Below are 24288 nucleotides of genomic sequence, written 5' to 3'. Positions count from 1 at the left end.
GCTTTTTTTTTCTTAAAAAATTGATGTTTTTTTAATCCTTAAAAACAAGCATTTGGAATACTTATGTTATAGATTTTTAGTTTGTTATAAAAAAAACAAGCCTTTTTATTGAACGTAACAGTAAAAGAATCAAGGTTTAACCGCATCCGAGTTAGGTAAAGAAAGAGCTATCTTAGCCCATGGATAGAGGGGTTTATCCATTTTTCATAAAATAACTTAATGTTTGAACTAGTAGAAGTTCAAAAGAAGGCTGCAACTTAGCAGCCTTTTTTTATGAGTTGTTTTTTATAAAAGAGAGTTGTAAAAAAAGAACTATTTTTAGAAAGCTATTGCGGAAGCCCCCCGATGCCTTTAGCGACTCCAAACCAACAGGGAAAGACGTATAAAAATGAATTATACATACACAAATTTTTTTGATAAAGGAAGATTCACAATCACTGATTTTAATTGCGGAACCTTAGAAGAGCGTCTGGATAAAGAAGCTTATTATAAAATCATATGGGCTAGAGAAGGAGAAGTAAATATGATGATTGATGGTTATATGATGACCATTAAAAAAAATCAAATCATGTTTTGTACGCCTCTTAATAAGATTACAATAGAACCATATACCAAAGGCGTTATTGTTTATGTATTTAACAGAGAGTTTTATTGTATTCGTGATCATGATCAGGAAGTCTCATGTAATGGTTTTTTATTTTTTGGTTCTTCTTTGCCCTTGATCGTATCACTGGATAAAAAAGAAGAAAAAAGCTTTCAGGCATTGCAGGTAATTCTGGAAGAAGAATTCGAGACAAAAGATCATATTCAGGGAGAAATGCTTTTGGTATTATTAAAACGATTGCTAATTAAGGCGACCAGGTTAGCTCGAAAAACAATGATGGCTCCGGCATTAAAACAAGAAAAACTGGATACTATTCGAGCTTTTAATATCTTGGTAGAAAAGCACTTTAGAGAAAAACATAAAGTATCGGAATATGCTTCTTTAATGAATAAATCTCCCAAATCACTCTCTAATTTGTTTCTCAAGTATAATGATAAGTCTCCTCTAAAAGTGATTAGTGAGCGAATCTGCCTCGAAGCACAGCGATTACTTATGTATTCAGACAAAACACTTTCTGTTATTGCAGAAGAACTGGGATTTATAGATGTATCCCATTTTTCTAAGTTCTTTAAAAAACATACAGGAGTCTCTCCTTTAAAATATAAGAAAGAATACAAGAAGTTTATCACTGCGCAAAGAACTTGATGTTTTATCGCATAAGCGAACGGTGGATGGAAAAATATACCATAAGTAGTGAAATATGTCCATTGTATTAAGAGAGCTAAGTAGGTATTTTTGTGTAGTAACTATCTCGATCTAAAACTACCAGAGATATTAAGTAGAAAATGAATTTGTAATATCCAGGGGTCCCTCGAAGTATTTATACTCGTTTATCGAAGATGATAATGAGTGTTAATAAACCTTCATCTTCCCCTAATAAAAAATAGATGTGTACTATGAATAATACATATGGTATTGCAGGAAAGACAGCACCGGGATTACATGCTACCCGCTGGGTTGATGCCAATGGAAAACCTATAGATAAACTGGATGCCAATGCATTTAAAAACCGGTTTATAGTCCTGTATTGTTTCCAAAGCTGGTGTCCGGGGTGTCATAGTAGTGGATTGCCAGCATTACAGAAAATGACAAATGCTTTAAAAGAGAATGATAACATAGCTTTTATTGCCATTCAAACTGTTTTTGAAGGGTTTGAAGAGAATACTTATGAAAAAATGCTGGAGGTAAAAGAGCAGTATAAATTATCCATCCCATTTGGGCATGATGCAGGGGCAGATGGGCATTCCACGTCTGATATGATGCGGGCATATAAGATAGGAGGAACTCCCTGGTTTATTTTTATAGATCAACAAAACAAAGTAGTGTTTAATGACTTTCATTTAAATGTAGATGCAGCCATTAGTTTTCTAAAAACCATACAATGAAAGCCATACCTCTAATAAAATTATTTGGGGCGGCTCACTGCCATAAAACACATTATTATAAATTAATATTAGAAGAATTAAAACTACCTTATCTGTTCCTGGATGTAGAGGAAGATGAACATGCCGCTAAGGAACTCAGGCTACTATATGAAAATAAAAAACTTAATTATCCGACAATTACAATTGGAAGTAAAAAATTACGAAACCCATATAAAGACGAATTAATTAAATGGATTTATAAATTAATACCACAGTTGATTCCGATACAGCACGATCAGGAAAATGAGGAGTTTTTATTGCCTATTAATGAAGAAATAGCCAGGATAACGTATTACACTAAAGAGAATAAGCTGTATTTAACACATTCAGAAGTTCCGTATAACCTTAGAGGTCGTGGTATAGGTAGTGTTTTAGTAGAAAAAACACTTAAGAAAATAGAAGAGGAAGGTCTCTGTGCCATAGCAGTATGTCCTTTTATAAAAAAGATACAACGAGTTGTGATGAATAAGTAATTCCTGAGAATAGTAAAGTTTTAATAATGCGAATCCCTATGAATAATAGTATATTAGATAAAATTCAAGACATCCCGATAGGATACTCTGTCGGGATATATAAGAATCGTAAATACAGTATTATTCGTACAGATTTTAACGATGGAAGAAGTAGTAAAATATATGCGAGAGAATTAAAGGGGAATGATTTTATAAGTCTTAATTATTATCAAACAACGAAAAGAGACCTGATAAAACCCTGCGAAATGCCTTTGGAAAAAGTCCTTTTATTTCTAAAAAATATACAAATAGTATGAGTGAAATTTCATTTAAGAATATTCGTTTTGATCCGGATATCACTCCATTTCATGCATTAGCAAAAGAAATGGCAAAAGCAGTGGGATATACCGCTAACATAACCGTAGAAAAAAAACTGGCACAATTGCTTAGACTACGGGTAGCACAAAAAAATGAATGTGCATATTGTAGTATTTTACACGCCAAAACAGCCCGGTCTATTGGTATTTCAGAAGAGAAAACAGACCAAATCTCATCCTGGTGGAATAGTGAGTTATTTACAGAAAAAGAAAAAACAGCACTAAGGTATTGTGATGTATTAACTAAAGGAACAGCCGTTGACTTTCAAAAATATCACGATGCATTAACAGGGTATTTTAGTGAAGTAGAAATAGCAGAGATTGCTGCAATTGTGATTAATATGAATCTGTGGACACGACTAAAATTAGCGCAAGGAGCTGTCCCATATAGAAAAGCACAGTAGTATGGAAATCGGACTAGGTACAGCAGCGTTAGGAAGACCAGAGTACATAAATATACGACAAGAAGAAAAAGAGCACCTTACGCTTGGTCATTTAAAAAAAAACGCCTTTTCTGTTTTAGATGCTGCTTATAAAGAAGGCATACGTTATTTTGATACGGCTCCAGGATACGGTATGGCAGAACAATTATTAATCGATTGGTTGCAAGAGAAGAATGATCCAGGGATTGAGGTAGCGACCAAATGGGGATATACTTATACCGCGAATTTTGATCCTAATGCTTTAATTCATGAAGTAAAAGAGCATAGCCTCAATAAATTAAATGAGCAGTGGAATAAATCAAAAGAATTGTTCCCTTTTTTATCGGTGTATCAGATTCATTCGGCAACTTTTGAATCACAGGTATTAGAAAATAAGGAGATATTAAATCGCCTGGCTATGCTGAAAAAAGAACACGATATTCGAATTGGATTGACGACTACTGGAGAAAATCAGGTAGCTGTTATTACACAAGCACTAGCGATAGAAGTAAACGGAATTCCTTTATTTGATGTTTTTCAATCCACATATAACATTTTAGATCAAAGCATTGGTACAATTGCAAAAACACTGGAAAGAGAAAATAAACAATTAGTAATCAAAGAAGCACTGGCAAATGGGCGCTTGTTTCCTAATAATAAATATACTGCGTATCAAGATTTATATAAAAAATTAGAAAGCATCGCATTAAACTATAAAGTAGGGATTGATGCCGTAGCGATTCAGTTTTGTATGCAAATGCTCACTCCATATAAAGTATTAAGTGGCGCAAGTATGAAAAAACATGTATCTCAAAACTTAATGGCAGAGACATTTAATCTGACCGATGAAGAAATTCACACCCTATTAGAAGCTAAAGTTTCTCCTCAATTTTATTGGAAGGAACGAAAAAATATGAAATGGAATTAAAAAGAATAGTATGAAAGCAATTTGGAATAATCAAGTAATAGCAGAAAGCGATACAACCATCGTTATAGAAGGAAATCATTACTTCCCTGAAGAAAGTATAAAAAAAGAATTTTTTAAAGAAAGTACTTTACATACAGTTTGTCCCTGGAAGGGGCAAGCATCGTATTATACCATAGAAGTAGATGGTAAGATTAATAAAGATGCAGCCTGGTATTATCGCGAACCATCAGAACTAGCCAGAACCATAAAAAATCACATTGCCTTTTGGCGGGGAGTAGCAGTTGTGGAAAGTTAAAAAAATAAACAGTTATAGGTAAAAATACAGAACAAACCTCAGCGTATTTAAAGCTCGATGATCGAGTAATCACACAATGTAAAAAAACAAGTTCATTACTATGAAAAACACCAAATTAAAAATATCCAATGCCCAGGGGTATGAGTTACATGCTTATTTAGAACTGCCGGCAAATCAAAAACCGAATCAGTATGCCATTTTTGCACATTGTTTTACCTGTAGTAGCAATTTAAGCGCGGTAAAACATATAAGCAGAGCCTTAACCACGCATGGATTTGGAGTAGTGCGCTTTGATTTTACAGGATTAGGAAGAAGTGAAGGAACCTTTTCCGAAAGTCATTTTTCAGCTAATGTTAGTGACCTTATTGCTGTTCATCAATATATGAGTATGCAGTATGAAGCCCCTTCTTTATTAATTGGGCATTCACTGGGAGGAGCAGCAGTAATAGAAGCTGCTTCCCGATTAGATGCTGTAAAAGCAGTTGCGACTATCGGAGCTCCGGCTTCTGTAGCACATACTAAAAAGCATTTTTCGCATCAATTAGAGGATATCAAAGAAAAAGGAGCGATAGAAGTCAATATTGGAGGAAGACCATTTGTGATTAATGAGGAATTTGTAACAAATTTTGAAAATACAGATTTGCTAAACACAGTCAGTACTTTACGAAAACCACTGTTGATTTTGCATTCTCCAAATGATCTGATCGTTAGTGCAGAAAATGCACATGAATTGTTCGTTAATGCCTTTCACCCTAAAAGTTTTGTCTCTTTGGATAAAGCCGACCACTTACTAACTAATCAGGAAGATAGTATATATGTAGGAGATGTAATAGGAGCGTGGGTACAACGATATTTTCCTAAGCAGGATAATACAATCTTAGACGCCAAAGGAGAGCAATTAGTTGGGTACTTGAATCTCAAAGAAAATAATTTTACCACTCAGATCCAGACTAAAAATCATAGCTTTATCGCGGATGAACCCGCCACTGTAGGAGGAGATGATTTTGGAGCCTCTCCTTATGAATATCTCGCTGCCGGACTTGCCGCCTGTACTGTTATGACGTTAAAATTATATGCAGAGCGAAAGAAATGGGATCTACAGGAAGTATTTGTATATATAACGCATTCCAAAAAGCATAGTGATGAATTAGGGATCGATGTAGACCAGGCAGGATATCTTGATCATATAGCTAAAAAATTAAAATTTATTGGTAACTTAGATGAGCAACAGCAGCAAAAATTGAAAGAAATTGCTTCTAAATGCCCGGTACATAAAACCCTGCAAAAAGAGGTAATTATAGAAACTGATATTCAGAAATAAATAGTGAGATCAAAAGAAATAAAACGTTTTTTTTCTGAAGTAAGAAAAAAAACAGAAGCAATATGCCGTCCATTAGCTATCGAAGACTATTCTGTACAACCTGTTGTAGATGTTTCACCTCCGAAATGGCATTTGGCACATACTACCTGGTTTTTTGAACAATTTATATTGGTACCCTATAAAAAGGAATATTCATTGTATAACGAAGACTATTCGTATCTGTTTAACAGTTACTACAATAATGCAGGAGAGCGGGTGTTGCGCCCAAATAGGGGATTGATGACCCGACCCACTGTCGAAGAGGTGTATTCATACAGAAGATATGTTACGACAGCAGTAGAAATGTTATTAGAGGAAGCACCCGATGATACAATAATCAACCTTGTAGAAATAGGGATTCATCATGAGCAACAACATCAGGAATTACTACATTATGATATAAAGTATATATTGGGAAATCAGCCAACTTTCCCTTCATATGAGACAGCTGAAATATTAACAGAGGTAGAGAGACAAAAAAAACTAATTGCTATAGAAGAAGGAGTCTATACGATTGGGCATCGAGAATCCACATTTTGTTTTGACAATGAATTAGGAGTTCATAAAACCTACATACAACCTTTTTTAATTTCGGAAACAGTAGTGACGAATGGAGAGTATTTGGAGTTTATAGAAGATGGGGGATATGAGGATTTTAATCTATGGCATGCCGATGGCTGGGACTTTATCAGAAAAAATAAAATTACAGCACCCCTGTATTGGTATAAAACCAAAGGAACATGGCATTATTATAATGGAAAGGGATTAGAAAAAATTAATAAGAACCTTCCGGTAATGCATGTGAGTTATTACGAAGCATTTGCTTTTGCAGAATGGAAGCAAATGCGATTACCTACCGAGTTTGAATGGGAGGTCGCTGCATCAAAATTGCAATATGGTCAAGTATGGGAGTGGACAGCGAGTGCTTATTTACCCTATCCAAATTTCAAAAAAGCAGCTGGTGCATTAGGCGAATATAATGGTAAATTCATGGTGAACCAACATGTACTTAGAGGAGCCTCTGTAGCCACCTCCGATAATCACAGCAGAATAACATATAGAAACTTTTTCAACCCCCAATTACGATGGATGTTTTCCGGAATAAGGTTAGCAAAATAGAGATGGATAATACGTTTGCAAAAGAAGTCATAGAAGGGCTTTCAGCTAGGAAGAAATACCTTTCCTCCAAATATTTTTACGACGATCAGGGAAGCCGCATTTTTCAGGAAATAATGAAGATGCCCGAATACTACCTTACTGATAGTGAATTCGAGATACTATCATTACAAGCGGCAAAAATAATGGAAGCAGTGAATTTTAAAGAACCTTTTAATATCGTAGAGCTGGGAGCAGGAGATGGTTTTAAAACGTTTAAACTGTTGGAATATCTGATGGCTAATAAAATAGACTTTTATTACGTGCCTATTGATATTTCAGAAGAAGCAATTCATTTGCTTACAGATAAATTGACCAAGAAATTACCCGGACTGTCAATTCACCCCAGAGTAGGAGATTATTTTGATATCTTACGACGAGAAAATGTACAAACTTCCATCCCCAGTTTGTTATTGTTTTTAGGGAGTAATATCGGAAACTACTCACGAGAAGGCGCTGTGGATTTACTACAGTTGTTTCACGAAAACATGAAAGCGCAGGACGCATTGCTACTCGGAGTAGATATAAAGAAGAATCCAGTTACAATCCATAAGGCTTATTATGATTCCTACGGAATCACCAGACGTTTTAATATTAATTTATTACTCAGAATTAATAGAGAATTCGATGGCGATTTTAAGGTAGATGATTTTGATTTTTATTGTCATTATAATCCGGTAACAGGAGAAGTTAGAAGCTATTTAGTCAGCTTGAGAAAGCAACTCATATACCTCAGAAAACTAGATAGAACGTTTGAGTTTGATTATAATGAGTTGATTTACACAGAACTATCCAAGAAATATGATCTTCAGGAAATTGAAGCCCTGGCATCAGATGGAGGGTTTAAGGTAGGAACCCATTTTTTGGATTGTAAACATTATTTTTCAGATTCGCTACTGATTAAATGATAAATGGTATCTCGAGCTTAGTATAGGAGGTATTGTACAAGAAATGAAACGTAGTTGGAAATCTATTTTTATGTGTTTTTCTAAAAAATAGGATTAAACGGAAGAATGACTTCCACCTTCGTTCCGATAGCCTGTTGCTTATCATCATACAGGTCAATAATCGTATAGCCTATAGTATCTCCATATTGATCTTGTAGTAAGTGTAATCGCTTTTTGATAGCTTCCAACGCAAAAGAAGTGTATGTTTTAGCTCCTTGTCTTTTCTGAATTTTTTTTGCTTTTGTTCTGCCGACACCATTGTCCGTAATAAAACACTTTAGTTGTGTGGTCAGTTCAAAATGGACATGCAACTTTTTATTCCCTTTTTTATGAAACAATCCATGTATTAATGCATTTTCTACAAAGGGTTGTATGAGTAATGAGGGAATTTCCACTTCCTGACTTTCTTGGGTGAATGTAATATCATAAGATAAGAGCTCCCCAAAACGAAGTTTTTCCAATTCTAGATATACTTCCAGAAATTCAATCTCCTTTTCTATAGAAATAAAACTTTCATTCGAATAATGTAATGTATTTCTCACTAATTGAGCAAATAATACAATGTAATCATAAGAAGCTTCGGTATCTTGTTGTAATACCAAATCTTGAATCGAATTAAGTGAATTAAATATGAAATGAGGATTCATTTGGGATCGAAGGGATTTCAATTGCAGGAAAGCCAACTCATTTTTTTTGCTTATTTCCAGATCATTATATGCTTTTTCTAAAAGTAATTTTTGAGAAGCAATTGTTTTGTTTTGTATGACCAACGATTGATTACTTCGAAATAATGAGGCTTCATTTTTTTGATTTAGCCGTTTGAAAAAGTCGACAATAAGGAAGACTCCTATAAATATAAAAGCAACATTCAAATAACCAAAATACGGATCAGGGTAATTCTGATACCAGGTATTAGGGAAGTAATAAAGCACAATAGATAGTGCTAAAATAAGGTAATGAATATACTTTTTATCAAAAAAGAAAAGTGATAGTAATGGGATGATTATATATTGATACTCTGCATAAAACCCTCTAAAACTATAATTGGCATGAATAAAAATAATGATTGTTACCATAAGTAAGAACAGCAGCCTGGAAAGAAAAAAGAACTTTTTTTTGTGTAGGTATAGTATGCTGGAAAAAACAATAAATTCGGTAATAAGCAGGTATGTTCTAAAAGAACTGAGGTTTTGAGTAAAGTAATCAAAACAGAAAAAAAACAGTACAGTAAATAAAGAAATGAATGTGCATAGATTGAGAACTTTGGAACGTTTTTTCTCCAGGGCAGAAGAAGTACTACTGATTCCTATATTCAGCAATGTGGAGTATTTCTCTGATATGAATTTAATTATCATAGGTATTGATCAGTAGTTTTATAGACACCACCAAAAGGCACAATAGCTCGATGCTTATCTTGAAATTGAAAATTTGTTTCTAATAAAACCCTCGTAGCTTCCCCCGAGGTAATTTACTGCTAATATCTTTTTTTATAAGGCATTCTAATAATTATTTGCGTTCCGGTAGGCAATTCGCCTTTATAGAGATCAGTAATTGTATATCCGACTCCCATATCGTGTTGTTTATTAAGAATCTGAAGTCGTTTTTTTATAGCATTCAATGCAAAAGACTCATGATGATTCCCCCGGCGATCTAAAATCTCTTTTGCCTTTTTTCTTCCGATCCCATTATCTGTAATGGTACATAGCAATTGATCAGAAAAAGAAAAGATTATGGATAACTTCTTTAATCCGTTTTTATGTAATAATCCATGTAATAAGGCATTTTCTATAAAAGGCTGAATAAGTAAAGAAGGAATACTGAATGCATTTTCTCCTATATCAGCTTTTATTTGATACGCAAAGGTTTCACCAAACCGTAATTTCTCCAGTTTTAAATAGATTTCCAAAAACTCCAGTTCTTTGTCTAGCTCGATAAAATCCTGATTCGAATAATTCAGAGTTCTACGGACTAATTCAGAGAATAACACAATGTAATCATAAGAGTTTTCCGTATCCTCATTGAGAATAAGGTCTTGAATCGAATTCAGCGCATTAAAGATAAAATGAGGATTCATCTGAGATCGTAAGGCGATTAATTGTGTGTCTAATAAGTCTGTTTGCAGAATTTGTTTTTCTAATTTCTCCTGATTTTTTTTCTTCAATAATGAGATGCGATACTTAAAAAAAAGAAAAAATACCAGGCAAAAAAGAAGACTCATACCAGTATAGAACCACCAGGTATTCCAATACGGAGGAGCAATACGAAAAGAGTAGGTAAGTGGGGTACCTGCTGTAATCCCATATTGTGGCTTTATTTCGAAACGATACTTTCCGGGAGGAAGTGATTTATAAGTGATTTTTTTAGAAAGGGCAGCTGTTGTACTCCACTTTTGTTCGAAACCCTCCAGTCTATAAGTAAATGTTCCTTCAGAATGATATGAAACCCCCTTATATGAAGGATAAAACGACAGGTGATTCTTATCATAGCTAAATGTTTCAGAAAGTGTATTGGAGATTTTCTTTCCTGATACAATAATAGAATCTAAGGAAACGGCTATATTGGGCGGTGCTACAGGAAGTTTTTTCAATTCGATAGAGGAAATACTCGAATTGTTACTTAATACCCACAATCGGTCATCACTGAAGTTAATATCATTAATATGACCCGTAAGACCTTCTCCTATCCCTATATACGAAAATGTGTGATCAGATAGCGAAATGCGCAGGAGTCCCTCTTCTGTCAGGGCATAGAGTACGTTGTTTTTTATTTTTAGCGTAGATACAGTATTACTGATGAATCCATTTGCTGTTGAATAGGAGTGGATTAGTTTGTTATGCTCAAAAACTAATATCCCATGATCCTGAGTTGCTACCCAGATTTTCCCATCATAAAAAGCAAGTTTATTCGCATTGATACTTTTGTTTTTGTATAGTAATTCTTTGATTTGATGGTGGTCTTCAATGGTAAAGAGTTGAGAAACCGTAGCCAACGCAATCTGTTTGTGGATAGTGTCGTATACCACAGATTTGCATCGGGTGGAAATGGGCATGTATCTGGAAAATATGCGATCAGTCTCTTGCCAATCGATATTGTTAAACATCTTTTTTTTACCAAAGATAAGCAAGCCGGAGGAGGATACTACAAGAGCAGTTTGTGGATCGACCCGAAACATATCTTTAATATTGAAGGCACCTAATTTTTTATTTTTGGTAAAAGGAGCATCATAGAGGAGACCCGGATGTTGTTTGTTAATCGAAAAATCAATTACAGGATCGTAGAATATACGATGATAATTTCTTTGGGTACTGGTATCAAGTACAGTAGTTTTATCGTGATGATACAAAACAATTCCCCGATCTCTTTCTGTAGTATAAATGGCATTTTGGGGACTAACAGCGAATCCTCGTATACTGTTATAACGAGCAGTAATAGGGGATGTAATAAAATGTTGGTTTGGAATAACAATAAGCCCTTCTCTGAAGGTTCCTAAGAAAAGCGTTTGGTTTGTCCCTTTGGCCATCGTAGAAATAAAGGTTTTTTTAAAAAAGTGATTCGCAACTACCAGACTGTCATTTCTGAGAAGGATTCTTTGTATACCACTGGTCGCACCTAATGACCAAACGTCTTTGTCATGATATTGAAAACAGAGCTTGGTCGTTTTTTTAGGCAGTATATTGTGTATCGAAGTATCGGATAAGGAAATAATTCCTTTATCCATTGTTTGATTAAACAAACGCCCATTGAGCATAAAAAAATTCCGAAAGTGATTGTTTTTTATTTGGGAATATAGATGAGAGAAATCCCTATAGTGAATTGTACCATCTTTAATGATGAGTGCTTTCTTTTTTGTACTGAGAATATACAAGTCTCCATTGGGAAGCGAATTCATAAGCACCGTATCGTCATTTGATATGTTGAGCACCTCTTTCTTTTCAGAAAGTATAAGCGCTTTTTTAGATACAATCACCAGATTGTTTTGGGAATCAAAAGCGATATGAACCCCATAGGGACCTACATATTCTTTGGGGAGCGAATAATATAGTTCGAGAGAATCATTAACAATCTTAAAAACCTGCCCGCTTAGGTTATTACAAAATACTGCCCCCTGTTTATCTTCAAGCAAATTAAAAAAGGAATTCCCATTTTGATGCATGGCTCTTTTTAATATGTCGAACTGACCATTCGTATACCTGTAAATCCCCTGGTTCGTAGCGACGTATAATTGTTGGTTACGCGTGTGCAATACAGAATATATATCTGCATTACCGAGTTCTTTTTTTCCAATAATAAAATGATAAGGGTCCTGTCCGAAAATAGTACTGCTTATCAATAAACAGTATATCAGCATACAATAAAAAGAGGGAGTAACTTGTGTTGATGTCATTGTATAACCTCTTGGAATTCAGTAAGCTTAGCTCTTGATACTTTAACCTGTAAATCACTGTTTAGTAATGAAATAATAAGTTTACTTTTATGTAAGGATACTACATGCTTTAAGTGCACAATCCAGGTTCGGTGAGATCGAAAAAAACAATGATCATCAGGGAATAGAGAATCGAAATACTTTAGGTTTTTACTGGTAGTGATTACCTTATCCTGCACCAAATGAATTTTGCTATAAGCTCCATCTGCTTCTATTGCCAGAATATCTTCAATAGGAATGACACGTCTGTTTCCTAATTCGGGAATAATAATTTGTTTAAATTCTTTTTTCTTAATGGTGCTTAATAATAATTGATAATCAGCCAGTTTTTTTCGAATACTAATTTTAGCTTCTAATTTTTGTACAGCCGTTATTAATCGGTTTCTGTCAATTGGTTTTACCAGATAGTCTATCGCATTTAGTTCGAATGCTTTGATCGCGTATTGATCATAAGCGGTTACAAAAATAATTTCAAAATCAATGGTATCAAAAAAGGAAGCGATCTCATACCCGGCATAATTAGGCATTTGTACATCTAGGAATACAACATCAGGTGACTTATCATTGATTTCCTGTATCGCCTCTGTAAGCGAAGCACATTGGGCGACTATTTTAATAGTCGTTGTATATCGTTTTAGTAGCTGTGTCAGCACATTGCGTGCTCTTTCTTCATCATCTACAACAATTGCATTAAAAGATCCCATAAAAGTAAATATACGGAGATCCTTTCGGATGCAAAAAAAGAGTTTGTGAATACGAAAAAGAGCTCGTGAACAGCAAGTACTTAGGTCGATTTTTATGGGGACTGTTAATAAGGAGGGTACCCGAAACTTGCCTTGAAATTGAAAATTTGCTTCCGGAGAATACCTCGGGGTAGTTTCTTTATAGCAGCAAATAGGTTGTTTATATCCATCGCTATTCGGTTCATACCATTTCAGCCATAATCCGCCTGGGCTTGCCACTACATTCGTAAGTGTAAAACCATAAAACGATATAGAAATGCAATTTGCCTTAGAACGAATACAAGAAGTACTGGATATCAAAGGATATCAGTTTTTTGACGACGGGAAACCATTCACAGTAAACATCATCGGCGTGCGTAGCGAGCAGTTAATCGCTAATTCATTTGATGACTGGTTATATCTGATTTACAAAGACGAAAATGGAGCAGCACAAATACATGAATTTCCAATCACTACAGATCCGGGAACTTATTGGTTACAACACCCTATGAATGTAAATGGAACCGCTATCGTTGTTCCGGGGCAATATATCAATATCTATGAGGTAGGGTTGCATCAGGGAAAATACGAAGCCCTGAAACAAAAACGACCTATAAAGATTTGGAGAGATAATACCAAAGACAATAAGATAGATCAAGGCGGAACGATTTATGAAGGAGTTTTTGGGATTAATATTCACCGTAGTAATGCTAAAACAGCCTCTACAGTCGTAGAAAAATGGTCTGCTGGTTGTCAGGTATTTAAAAAGGCATCAGATTTTAATTTCTTCATGGAAATTTGCAAAAAATCGGCTCATAAGCAATACTCATACACTCTGTTAGAAGAAAGTGATTTTTCACATTAAGATAAAGGGGGATTTTTGCAACTATCATTTGTTTTCTGAAATATGCTGGAAATTGTTAAGAAGCTATTAGTCTAACTTGGCAGAAGTTTTCTGGATATTATTTATAGAGATTAATAGCGTAGTAACAATATAGCTAACAGTTACGAATATAGTAAAGCAACAGTCTATCCCCCCTTTTTTCTATAGCGATACGCTCAGACTTTTCGATGTTGTACCATTCTGTAGATGGAATCGTACCGGTCTGTACTTTTTAATCCAGCATCGAATGTAGAGAATATAGCTATCAGAAAGGATTCAATTATTTCACAAATTAATTAAAACAAAAAATTATGTCGAAGAACTTAGTCTCTATGGCGCAGCAATTTTCCGGGTTACCTATGGATTCCTTAATAGGAGGACCGTTGAATGCAGCTGCAAAAGCAAATGCGAACATGGCATTAACACAAACCAAATTTTTATTGGATACGTGTTTCTCAAAAGAAAAAGATGGGGATAATTACAAGCCCATTATGATCAGTATGGAATTGGAACGAGGGGTATTAACTCCTGCTGTATTAAAGGAAGATGGTACAGTAGATACGCCGGCACAAGTTGATACTGTGGTAACCAAGTTCAATTTGCCAATACTAACGATTATTCCATTAAACTCATTAGCAGTGGAAACGGTAGATATAGGGTTCGAAATGGAAGTGAAATCTAGTTATGGAGAAGAAGAGTCAGAGTCTTCTACTCAGAAAAAATCAGGAGAAGTAAGTTTCGAAGCTAAAGTAGGATATGGATGTTTCTCTGCTACAATTCAGGGATCTGCCAGTTACTCTAGTGAAGATACCAAATCCAGAAACTCTCACTACGAGAAGAGCAACTCTGCCAAGTATACAGTAGGTGTACATGCAGGTCAGTTGCCATTACCTAAAGGGGTTACGACCATCATTCAGGCGTTTTCTAATGCTATTGAACCGATTGAATTACCTGCTACTAAAGCATAATCATAGCTGTGTAAAAGAGGTTCGGTGGGAACCGTGCCTCTTTTCTCAACATATTAACACATAAATCATATGGCAAAGAAAACACCAAATAATAGTCAGGGGATTGCAATAGAGCAATTATTAGCGGCTCCATTTGTAGCTGCAGCCAGTGCTAATGCTGCTATGGCTAAAAAACAAACTGCTTTTTTGATGGATACTTGTTTTGATGTGGAGAATGATGATGGGTTTGGAGAAGATGTATATCATCCCAAAATGATTAGCATGACCATCACTAAGAATACACTTTTGTCAGATAAGGAAGAGAAAGGAACGCCCAAAATGGAACAAGTTACCTCTACATTTCAGGTTCCATTACTGACATTGATTCCGTTTAATTCATTGTCGGTAAAAGAAGTCAATGTAAAATTTGATTTGGAAATCATATCCCAAAATGATGAATCTGTTACAACTACTAAAAAAGGGGAAAAGGGGAAAGATGAAGCACAGCTAAAAGGTGCTGTGAGCTATGACTCGAGTACTAAAGAACAAAATCAATATCAAAGGCGCAATGCATCAAAGTTGTCTGTAGAGATGAATGCAGGAACCTTACCCTTACCAGTAGGATTTACAGCATTATTAGACTTATATACCAAGAATATCAGCTCGAGTTCATTGGAGCGAAAAGCAATAACAGCCAATAAATAAAACCAAGAAATATCATGTTTGAACAACGTATCAATTGTCCGAATTGCGGAACCCCTATACCCTTTGATGTACACATCCTGTTGCAGGGGAAAGGATTTACCTGTAGTGGGTGTAATGCAAGTATAAAGTTATCCCGGGAGAGTAAGGATACTGTAGCCTCCTCCATGGAAGAATTCGATAAAATAAAGAAAAACTCATTTAAAACTGCACCATGATTAAATTAAAGAAACTAGTAGAAGCTATCAATGATGCAGCTGAGATCGCCAATGCGACCTTAGCAAACTCTCAAGATCAGGTCATCAATGATTTTTTTGATCAGGATGAAGAAACAGAACGATATACCGCCAAAACAGTAAGTATTAATTACCCCAGGACAACCACAGACGGTACCGTATCCGAGCATATTGTAGAAGTTCCTTTGCTGACAGTGGTGCCTATTTCATCTGCCAGAATTGAAGAATTAAGATTCACGACCAACTTAGATATTGCTATTGAGAATGATGAGCTCCTGGTAAGCTTTAGTAATAAATCAGCAGAAAATTCAGAGTGGAATACCAGTACCAAACAACCTTCAGCAAAGTTAGATTTAGTCATCAAACCTCAGGAAAATACAGAAGGGTTGAATAAGTTGATCGAGGGGTATGAGAAAGCCCTGCGAGCTCAGATACCTGGTTAGGAAGGAGATTGTATATCTTTTGAAAATCAATAAAATATCCTTTGTTTCTTACAGTATCACTTCATTGTTGTCTATCCGTAACAGTATGTATACACACCATGTATTTCGCTGAGTAGTGTACCTGTGTATGATATGAAACTGCTACAGTAAAAGAAGCATGTTCCCAACTCCACAACCGCAAAAAAACAACGAAATAAACGATTAAAACCATGGTCATGAATAAACCAACCTACCTAAGTTATTTTCTTTTGTGGGTAGCTTGTCCTTCCGTATTGATGGGGCAGGACACTATCCCTATTGAAATCCCAAAAGAAACCCCCATGATATCAAAAATATCAGATACCCCGACAAAAGAACCCCCCAGTGTATTGGATTTTCAGCTATATGTAACGTCTAATTATATATGGAGGGATATTGTAACAGATTATGAAGCCATACAGCCCAGTACTACCTATACATTATATGATACCGGATTATCACTTAATATCTGGACGAGTTTTGGAGTAAAGTCTACTACCCATAATCTGGAAACCTCAGTTACGATGAGTTATCAAAATGAAATCGCCAGAAACATTTCTTTTTCCATCGGTGGGGTGTATTATTATGCGCCTGCTGATAGTGCTTTGGGAGTGGAGTACAATACCAATTTTTATGAAGTTACAGCAGGGATCGGTTATACGAAATACCTCAATCCATACCTACAGATTTATGTTAATAATAAAGAAGAGATCTATACCATTCTTACGGTAAACGAAACACTCTTCAAAAAGAAAGGGAAATATATAGATTTGAGTGGAAGTGTAGCCTATCGCAGTAATACTGTATCTATTGAGGGGATACCAGCTACTGATGGGTTTAGAGATGCTACGCTGAGATTAGCAGCACATACAACATTGCATAAAAAGGCAGTTGTTTCTTTTTCTTTAGGAACCACCTATATCATTGCAGAAAAGACCACTCATTATCAGGCAGGATGCAACCTGAGTTTACAGTAATTAACATCATAACCTAACTTAACCTTGTTTGATCTATGCAAAATAATAACACGCCTTATGAAAAAATACATGTGCTTCAGGAAGGAATCCCTGCCTATGAAGCACTGGAACGAATATCAAAAGAATTAGAAAAAGATGGATTGCCTAATTATGATCTGGGAAGTTATACAGCTATAGAAATGCCTGCTGAGGCAAAGTTACTTATACAACTCACTCTGGGAAAGAATATGATTAATAAAAATGAGTATTCACAAACGACCATTATTCATGAACGTCTGGTTAAAATTATAGGGAATTTATTACATGTACCCGATGAGAATGATATTTGCGGAAGTTCTACCACAGGCTCTTCTGAAGCGATTTTTATGGCGTTACTGGCTGCTAAATGGAGATGGAAACAAAATGGAAATCAAGGAGATCCTAATTTGGTGCTCTGTAGCAATGCACATATATCTTGGCATAAATCTGCCCGGTTTTTAGATATCCAGGTTAGGGAAGTCCCCCTTCATATTGTTAATGAATACCCGATAGAAGCCGTGAGAGCCTCTATTGATGAAAATACCATAGGAGTAGTGGCAGTTCTGGGATGCACCTATGTAGGATTTTGTGACCCGATTGTACAAATCAATGAGATGCTGGAAGCAGTTAATACGCAATACGGATGGGATGTAGGAATTCATGTAGATGCAGCCATCGGAGGGTTTGTATATCCATTTGTAGCACATTTGCAAAAAGTACGATGGGACTTCAGGTTACCCCTTGTAAAGTCGATAAACCTTTCCGGACATAAGTACGGTTTGGTATATCCCGGCTTGGGATGGCTTTTGTTTAGAGACCAAAACTGTTTCCCCGAAGAATTAAAAACTACTGCAGAATACCTCTATGGGGTATCAAAATCTTTTACGGTAAGCTTTTCCCGTTCATCTTCCCTGATTATAGCCCAGCAATTCTGCTTTTTGCATTATGGAATGAATGGGTATAAGAATATTATAGAAAACTGTTTGTGGAATGCCGAGATTCTGACAGAAGCCATTCAAAAATGCAATTTCCTGCAACTGGTGTCAGAAAGTACCTTACCCATAGTAGCATTTAAGTTTACAGAAGAACCCTCTTTCCCTTTAGTGATCTATACTGAGTTATTAAGAAAGCGAAAGTGGATGTTACCCTATTATAAACTCTCTGGGGAATTAGAAGATACGGTGATGCGAATTGTCATCAGAAAAGATATGACACTGGAGATGATTTTTCGATTAGTAGAAGATCTGGAAGAATGTTATAAAATCGTAAAAAATGAATACACTACTTGATCATATAGTACGGAGCTGTTTCGTGTGGTTTTCGGTTTTATTGTTTGGTATATTGACTGTTTATGGAAATGATAAGCCGGATGATGCAGACGGATTAATAACGCATCCTGAGTTAGCGGGTATTCCAAAAACGCCGGTAGCGATGGATGTCAAGATACAGGTGAATAAGATTTATGGGATTAATACCGTAGACGAAACCTATAGTGTTGATGGATATTTTGTAGCAAGCTGGTATAATGATGCTTTTGATAAAGCTGCTCAGGATATACGAATTTATGAAAATAACAATGCTGATGAGATTATTGGAAAGTTGATATGGATCCCTGCATTTGAGTTTATTAATGTAATCGGAAACCGCAATGTATCCAATAAACAGATTATCATTCATCCCAATGGGAAAATCACATATAATGAACGGTTTAATGCGGTTTTTACGACAGAGATGAACTTTAGGAAATTTCCTTTTGACAGCCAGAAATTTGTCGTACAGTTAGAGGGCTTCTCCTATGATACTAATACTCTTTTCTTTTCAGAAGTAACCCCGGAGCTGTATTATACGCAAGGTGAGATCACCGAAGAATGGAAGATCACAGATAAAAAAGCATTTATCAGTGCCCATAAATATTCTCATTTAAATGAAAAAGATCCTATTAGTTTTTCCAGATATAATATAGAAATTACAGCTACGCGCTCGGTAGTCTATTATTTTTGGCAGTTCATTTTTCCATTATTTCTTATTATCAGTATATCGTGGTCTGTTTTCTGGATTAAAAGTATGTCTGATCAACTAGCGACCAGTTTTACCCTGATGTTAACTCTGGTAGCTTTTAACTTCAATGCCTCGAGTATACTGCCTAATTTGCCGTATAGAACCTTTATAGAATCACTGATTACTCTGGGGTATCTGAGCATATTCATCAATCTGGTAATGATTGTCATAGGGAACTCTATCCTGAAGAAAAAATCCAAGGCATCGTATAAAAATCTGATGCGCTACTGTCGCTATATATTCCCCATTGCATTTTTTGTGCTTACGATACTACAAGCTATTGCATTTTTATATTAAAAAACGAATCCTATGAATACGCATAAAATAATGGCCCATATCAGACCCAAAACAGAAGCAATTACAACTGCTTTTATCGTAGTAGTACTCATCTTTTTCTCTACTTACCTTACCTACCTGAAATCTATTGAAGCTTTAGAAGCAGAGATCAAAATCGGACTAAAATCAAATGTAGAAGCAGCAGCTACTACCATTGACGGAGATAAACACCAATTATTTAATAAACACACTGACAGAAGCGATAGTCTGTTTATAGCACATAATGATCCGCTGGAAAAGATTCGAGCAGCGTCTAAAGACATCCGCTATATATATACCACGGTACTTAGGGATGATGAGGTGTATTTTGTACTGAACCCCAGTCCGCAGGATGATAATGATAATGATGGGGTACCGGATCAGGCACCAGCTCTAATGGACCCGTATACAGATCCTGCTCCGGAGTTATTGACAGCCCTAAAAGAACAAACCACAACTGTTTCGAATGCCTATCAGGATGAATGGGGGATTTTTATCAGTGGATACGCGCCATTTTATGATTCTAAAGGCACTTTTGTAGGTGTATTGGGAATGGATCTGGAATTAAATAACTTTTACAAGCGTTTGGAACCTATTAATATTGCATTCGAAAAGTCTGCAGTCATTATTCTTTTTATAGGATTAATCATAGGGTTGTTAATCTTGTATATTCGTAAGCATACACAGAAAACTCTTGATAATAGTCAACTGTATATTCAGACAGTGGACCAGTTACATCATACGATACGAGAAGCGAATTCAGAAAGTATAGCAGTACTAAAGAAAATCAATAATAGGTTGTTGTATAGAGGAGTCCAAAAGGAGAAGTATCAAAAACAATTGTACAACTGGATTACCCATGTAATAGCCTATAAAGAGAGTAAGCAGGAGCAAGCCGCTGTATTAATCGGGTATGAGAATTTTGATCTCGATGACTTGTTTTCAGGTCTTGTATTAGAAATGAGTACACGACAGATAGTATTAGAGATCAGTCAGGAAACAAAAATGCCGAGTAGGGTATACGGTCCTTCCGTTATCTATTGTCAGGAATTAGTAGCGAAGCTCATTGCCTTTGTAGCCGATAATGGCTGTTCTAATACGATACGGATGAAAATAGGTATGATAGAAGAAGATATTACCCATATCAAGCTAAACTGTCGTATTGAAGGAAGGTATACAGAAAACTTTGCGGCATATTTTAGAAATTACCATCACCCCGCTATTGATAGCAACAGTCATAGCAATGCCCGGGAGTTTGATCTAGCCACCCTAATAAATCAACTAGGACGATATCATATGGTCGTCATTCCATTAACAGCATCTGATGTTTCGGGAATCGTACTGCAAATGCATTTGGAAAAACACAAAGAATAACCCTTTTTTTAAAAATAATCTTATGTCTGGTAGAATTATTCCTGTAATTATTATCATATCCACCTTCTGTGTTCAGGTAAGCTCGGGTATAAACTATATTATTTTTCCTTTGACCATGCAGGCACAAAACTATACGACCACATGGATAGGAATTGTGATGTCTTTTGAGATTTTAGCCACCATCCTTTTGTTTAAGCATGTGTCTCTGGCTGTACGAAAATTAGGGATTACTCAAACAATTGTTGGCGCCTCTATGATTCGGATGTTTTGTATCTATTTTCTGGGAATGAATGAAAGCTTTATAGGATGGTTGTTAGGGGTTTTTATGTATGGATTGACAACTAGTATGTTGTTAGTTGTAATACAGACCTGGTTAAACCTGATGGCAAAAGGAAAGTTAAAAGGACTTTTTCTGGGACTTTATTCAGCATCCTTATCATTAGGGATAGCCTCTGGTCCGGTAGTATTACAATTTATAGATGATATGAATGTACGTTTCCTTCTCAATAGCATGCTTCCGGTTATTCCGATTTTTTTGCTGATTGGGATTCGGCAAAAACCAAGCATTCATACGGATACCACCATCCGTCTCGGATTTATTTTTAAATATGCCAAAATCGTAATGCTGTCAGCACTTTTGGGGGGCGTTTGCTTTTTTGGATTGCCTTCTTTTTTAACCATCTATGGTGTAGCGAATGGTTTATCTTACAGCGAGTCCTCCTTATTAGTGACCATGTTTATGATTGGGAGTGTCAGTATTGGAACTTTAGTCAGTTCCTTATCTGTATTTATCGATCGTATTCGCATTATATATGCTTGTGTATTTATCTCCGTAATCTGTGCGGTGTTTCTGGCTCTGGCTGTATATGCCAGTTTGGGAGTGGCACTGATTATGCTGATTATCTGGGGAGGATGTATGGGAGGAATTTACGCCACCGGTTTAGGTTATATCGGTAAGGTCTTTAGGAAAGAAGATCAGATATCAGCCAATGCTTCCTTTGTTTTTATGGATGCACTGGGAGGATTTTTAGGGGTTTGTATTATAGGAAGCAGTATGGATCTTATAGGAAAAGAAGGATTGACATATACAATTGTCATTGCAGCTACTCTGTATTTGATCTTTATCACCAAGCGCTCAATTAGTAATTTATAGATGGAATCAATACGATGACACATAACATATAAAAACGGGAAGAAAACCTTCCCGTTTCTTATGTAATATCCTAGCTTCATATAGCTCAGAACCTATTCTGATTGAACCTTTAGAGGGCTGCCAGAAGGAATAAATAACCAGATACGTATAGAAATACCTCGTAACCTTTTTCTGAGAGAGGATACTTCTTAGTATAAGAACTCATATCCTTAAACCGAGGGGGTTCCCTCAATAATGGTAACCCGGATTCTGTATTAGAAAATATAGTACGGACCTAAACTATTTCAAAATAGATGACTGTATAATGTATCATATGATCGAACTTCATAACGAAGTGCTAATGCATAATCCGGGTTTACAATGCGGAGCACTGCGGAGGTTGTGTTACAGATAAAAGGGATAAGAATGAGAAAAAGTAATTTATACAGTCAGTTTACTAAAACAGAAAAATTAGTTTTCTTAGCCAGGACATTCAAAATACAAATGATATTGTCATTATGTTAGGATTTCATAATGCCGAACAAACTCCTGCCGATATTGCCTGCCCAGGGTAATATTTGCTTTGTTTTGCAATACGATGAGGTTGTCCGATAAAAATACCCGCTCGATTTTATCCATATTAATTACGTAATTGCGATGTACCCTGATAAAATTAGGGGTGTTTATTTTGGCAAGAAATTGTTTTAATGACAGTTGAATAATAAATCGTTCCTGGGCGGTTTTAATACTGCTATATCGATCTTCTACTTCGATACAGTAAATATCAGATAATTTTACTTTGATCAGAATGTTGTTTTTTTTGATAAAAAAAGTTTTATCAATTAATAAAGAAGCATACGGTGCTGTTATAAATGTATTAGGAGTGTTGGCGAATTTTTCCAGTGCTAACTCCAATGCGTATTGTAACTGTAGTTCATTGAATGGTTTTAGAAGGTAGCCATATGGGTGGGTTAGTTTGGCAGTATCAAATACCAGCTTAGAAGTAGAACTGGTCAAAAAGACAAAAGGTTTAATGGCTTCCGGGTGCTTGGAAATGATTTCAGCAAATTTGATGCCTTTAGGCTTTCCTCCCAGAAAAATATCAATAATAACCAGATCGATTTCTGAAGAAAAATACAAATGAGTAGCTTCTTGTAATGAAGAGGTAATGGCTACCACATTGTATTGTAGTTGTACTAAGCATGTTTCCAGAATTTCTGCCTCAAAAGGGTCGTCTTCAATGATGAGAATATTAATTTTTGACATGATTGTGTGATTTTAATGTTGGTATCGTTAGTATGATGGTGGTTCCGATATGTTTCTTGCTTTCTATTGTAATAGAAGCTCCGTTTTTGTGTAATAACTGTTTGCATAACTGAAACCCGATCCCCATACTATTTTTCTTTTCAGGATGTTCTTGTACGCGTTCCTGAGTATGTAATAGTTTGTGTACGGTATCTGATTCCATGCCTTCTCCGTAGTCTCGGATCGTGAACTTGCAATACTCCATAGTACTGATATAGGAAGCTACAATCCGGATGGTTCCTTTCTGAAAAGAATACTTGAGGGCATTGTCTATAAAGTTTTGAAAAATAACTTTATAAGAATGCAGATCTCCATGGATATAGATGTCTTTAGGGATATTTTTATGAATGCGAATCTCTTTGTTTGTGATTTTCATGCGGAAATCATGAAGTACCTGATCAATAAGGGCATTGCCATGAATATGTTCTTTTTGAAACAGTAGCTGATTACTTTGCAGCATTGTCCAGTTGAGCATATTATCCATAAACTGATAGGTGTGCTGATTCATAGTGATTCCCTGGTGTAGGGTATCAGTAAGTTTGTTGTATTCTTTGTGATCTGCCAGTTGTATGGCACGCCTCCAGAGATGGGTTAACTGGTATAGAGGGGATCTCAGGTCATGAGCCACCATCATCAGCATCATATCTTTTTGTTGATTCGCTTCTGCCAGGGCTTTATTCTTTTTATATAAAGCTCTTCTTTGCTGTAGCAGTTTATAGCAATAACAAAAATTGATAAGACTAAGAAAGGAGAGTATTATAAAACCGATAA

Annotated in this window: 25 protein-coding genes; 20 read left to right on the top strand and 5 right to left on the bottom strand. The window is 35.8% G+C overall.

Annotated elements, in window-relative coordinates; translation table 11 throughout:
* Nucleotides 1-388 precede the first annotated feature (388 nt).
* The 10 genes from HN014_RS19180 to HN014_RS19130 all read left to right on the top strand — a co-directional run bounded on the left by HN014_RS19180 (nt 389) and on the right by HN014_RS19130 (nt 7925).
* Entirely contained in the window at nt 389-1249 is an 861-nt protein-coding gene (locus HN014_RS19180) for an AraC family transcriptional regulator (RefSeq protein WP_176030455.1), read from the top strand.
* A gap of 251 nt (nt 1250-1500) precedes the next feature.
* The gene (locus HN014_RS19175; protein WP_176030454.1) at nt 1501-1989 is read left to right on the top strand and encodes a peroxiredoxin; all 489 of its coding nucleotides are present in this window, start codon (nt 1501-1503) and stop codon (nt 1987-1989) included.
* Nucleotides 1986-2501, top strand: coding sequence for an N-acetyltransferase (locus tag HN014_RS22670; RefSeq protein WP_254884042.1), 516 nt, complete (start codon nt 1986-1988; stop codon nt 2499-2501). Before HN014_RS19175 ends, HN014_RS22670 begins: the two co-directional genes overlap by 4 nt.
* Before the next feature lie 38 nt (nt 2502-2539).
* Nucleotides 2540-2797 (top strand): peptide methionine sulfoxide reductase, encoded by a 258-nt coding sequence (locus HN014_RS19160; RefSeq protein WP_176030453.1) that lies wholly within the window; start codon nt 2540-2542, stop codon nt 2795-2797.
* The gene (locus HN014_RS19155; protein ID WP_176030452.1) at nt 2794-3261 is read left to right on the top strand and encodes a carboxymuconolactone decarboxylase family protein; all 468 of its coding nucleotides are present in this window, start codon (nt 2794-2796) and stop codon (nt 3259-3261) included. The genes HN014_RS19160 and HN014_RS19155 overlap by 4 nt, the downstream gene beginning before the upstream one ends.
* A 1-nt stretch (nt 3262) precedes the next feature.
* The gene (locus tag HN014_RS19150; protein ID WP_176030451.1) at nt 3263-4207 is read left to right on the top strand and encodes an aldo/keto reductase; all 945 of its coding nucleotides are present in this window, start codon (nt 3263-3265) and stop codon (nt 4205-4207) included.
* A gap of 10 nt (nt 4208-4217) precedes the next feature.
* The gene (locus tag HN014_RS19145; protein ID WP_176030450.1) at nt 4218-4502 is read left to right on the top strand and encodes a DUF427 domain-containing protein; all 285 of its coding nucleotides are present in this window, start codon (nt 4218-4220) and stop codon (nt 4500-4502) included.
* A 100-nt stretch (nt 4503-4602) separates the two neighbouring features.
* Nucleotides 4603-5823: a bifunctional alpha/beta hydrolase/OsmC family protein gene (locus HN014_RS19140; RefSeq protein WP_176030449.1), complete on the top strand. Its 1221-nt coding sequence runs from the start codon at nt 4603-4605 to the stop codon at nt 5821-5823.
* The gene (gene egtB / locus HN014_RS19135) at nt 5824-6981 is read left to right on the top strand and encodes an ergothioneine biosynthesis protein EgtB (RefSeq protein WP_176031166.1); all 1158 of its coding nucleotides are present in this window, start codon (nt 5824-5826) and stop codon (nt 6979-6981) included.
* 2 nt (nt 6982-6983) lie between these two features.
* Nucleotides 6984-7925 carry an L-histidine N(alpha)-methyltransferase gene (locus HN014_RS19130; protein WP_176030448.1) on the top strand — a complete coding sequence of 314 codons (942 nt, stop codon included), beginning with the start codon at nt 6984-6986 and terminating at the stop codon, nt 7923-7925.
* An 80-nt stretch (nt 7926-8005) separates the two neighbouring features.
* Here the strand turns inward: HN014_RS19130 and HN014_RS19125 are convergent, their stop codons facing one another.
* The 3 genes from HN014_RS19125 to HN014_RS19115 all read right to left on the bottom strand — a co-directional run bounded on the left by HN014_RS19125 (nt 8006) and on the right by HN014_RS19115 (nt 13091).
* The gene (locus tag HN014_RS19125) at nt 8006-9319 is read right to left on the bottom strand and encodes a sensor histidine kinase (protein ID WP_176030447.1); all 1314 of its coding nucleotides are present in this window, start codon (nt 9317-9319) and stop codon (nt 8006-8008) included.
* A 119-nt stretch (nt 9320-9438) separates the two neighbouring features.
* Nucleotides 9439-12348 (bottom strand): histidine kinase, encoded by a 2910-nt coding sequence (locus HN014_RS19120; RefSeq protein ID WP_176030446.1) that lies wholly within the window; start codon nt 12346-12348, stop codon nt 9439-9441.
* Nucleotides 12345-13091, bottom strand: a complete 747-nt coding sequence (locus HN014_RS19115; protein ID WP_176030445.1) for a LytTR family DNA-binding domain-containing protein — start codon at nt 13089-13091, stop codon at nt 12345-12347. Before HN014_RS19115 ends, HN014_RS19120 begins: the two co-directional genes overlap by 4 nt.
* A gap of 295 nt (nt 13092-13386) precedes the next feature.
* Here HN014_RS19115 and HN014_RS19110 point away from each other — a divergent pair, with 295 nt between their 5' ends.
* From HN014_RS19110 to HN014_RS19065, 10 genes are all read left to right on the top strand, one after another.
* A complete protein-coding gene (locus tag HN014_RS19110; protein ID WP_176030444.1) occupies nt 13387-13974 on the top strand; it encodes a hypothetical protein in 588 nt (195 codons plus the stop codon).
* A 329-nt stretch (nt 13975-14303) separates the two neighbouring features.
* A complete protein-coding gene (locus HN014_RS19105; protein ID WP_176030443.1) occupies nt 14304-14960 on the top strand; it encodes a DUF2589 domain-containing protein in 657 nt (218 codons plus the stop codon).
* 69 nt (nt 14961-15029) lie between these two features.
* Nucleotides 15030-15644 (top strand): DUF2589 domain-containing protein, encoded by a 615-nt coding sequence (locus HN014_RS19100; protein WP_176030442.1) that lies wholly within the window; start codon nt 15030-15032, stop codon nt 15642-15644.
* Between the two features lie 14 nt (nt 15645-15658).
* Nucleotides 15659-15859 carry a hypothetical protein gene (locus HN014_RS19095; RefSeq protein WP_176030441.1) on the top strand — a complete coding sequence of 67 codons (201 nt, stop codon included), beginning with the start codon at nt 15659-15661 and terminating at the stop codon, nt 15857-15859.
* Nucleotides 15856-16320, top strand: a complete 465-nt coding sequence (locus tag HN014_RS19090) for a DUF2589 domain-containing protein (protein ID WP_176030440.1) — start codon at nt 15856-15858, stop codon at nt 16318-16320. The genes HN014_RS19095 and HN014_RS19090 overlap by 4 nt, the downstream gene beginning before the upstream one ends.
* 215 nt (nt 16321-16535) lie before the next feature.
* On the top strand, nt 16536-17315 hold the full coding sequence (locus HN014_RS19085) for a hypothetical protein (RefSeq protein ID WP_176030439.1): 780 nt from the start codon (nt 16536-16538) through the stop codon (nt 17313-17315).
* A gap of 35 nt (nt 17316-17350) precedes the next feature.
* On the top strand, nt 17351-18622 hold the full coding sequence (locus tag HN014_RS19080) for a glutamate decarboxylase (RefSeq protein ID WP_176030438.1): 1272 nt from the start codon (nt 17351-17353) through the stop codon (nt 18620-18622).
* Complete coding sequence (locus HN014_RS19075; protein ID WP_176030437.1) at nt 18606-19688, top strand: gamma-aminobutyric-acid receptor subunit beta; 1083 nt, start codon at nt 18606-18608, stop codon at nt 19686-19688. The genes HN014_RS19080 and HN014_RS19075 overlap by 17 nt, the downstream gene beginning before the upstream one ends.
* 12 nt (nt 19689-19700) lie before the next feature.
* Entirely contained in the window at nt 19701-21080 is a 1380-nt protein-coding gene (locus HN014_RS19070) for a PDC sensor domain-containing protein (RefSeq protein WP_176030436.1), read from the top strand.
* Between the two features lie 22 nt (nt 21081-21102).
* Nucleotides 21103-22233: an MFS transporter gene (locus tag HN014_RS19065; RefSeq protein ID WP_176030435.1), complete on the top strand. Its 1131-nt coding sequence runs from the start codon at nt 21103-21105 to the stop codon at nt 22231-22233.
* 495 nt (nt 22234-22728) lie between these two features.
* On the opposite strand, the gene HN014_RS19060 is transcribed toward HN014_RS19065, so the two are convergent.
* Nucleotides 22729-23478: a LytTR family DNA-binding domain-containing protein gene (locus tag HN014_RS19060; RefSeq protein ID WP_176030434.1), complete on the bottom strand. Its 750-nt coding sequence runs from the start codon at nt 23476-23478 to the stop codon at nt 22729-22731.
* The gene (locus HN014_RS19055; protein WP_176030433.1) at nt 23465-24160 is read right to left on the bottom strand and encodes a sensor histidine kinase KdpD; all 696 of its coding nucleotides are present in this window, start codon (nt 24158-24160) and stop codon (nt 23465-23467) included. The genes HN014_RS19060 and HN014_RS19055 overlap by 14 nt, the downstream gene beginning before the upstream one ends.
* Between the last annotated feature and the right edge of the window lie 128 nt (nt 24161-24288).

Source organism: Aquimarina sp. TRL1, assembly GCF_013365535.1.
Classification (GTDB): domain Bacteria; phylum Bacteroidota; class Bacteroidia; order Flavobacteriales; family Flavobacteriaceae; genus Aquimarina; species Aquimarina hainanensis.
The sequence above is the reverse complement of the archived record's forward strand: the minus strand, read 5'-3'. Positions and strand labels throughout refer to the sequence as shown.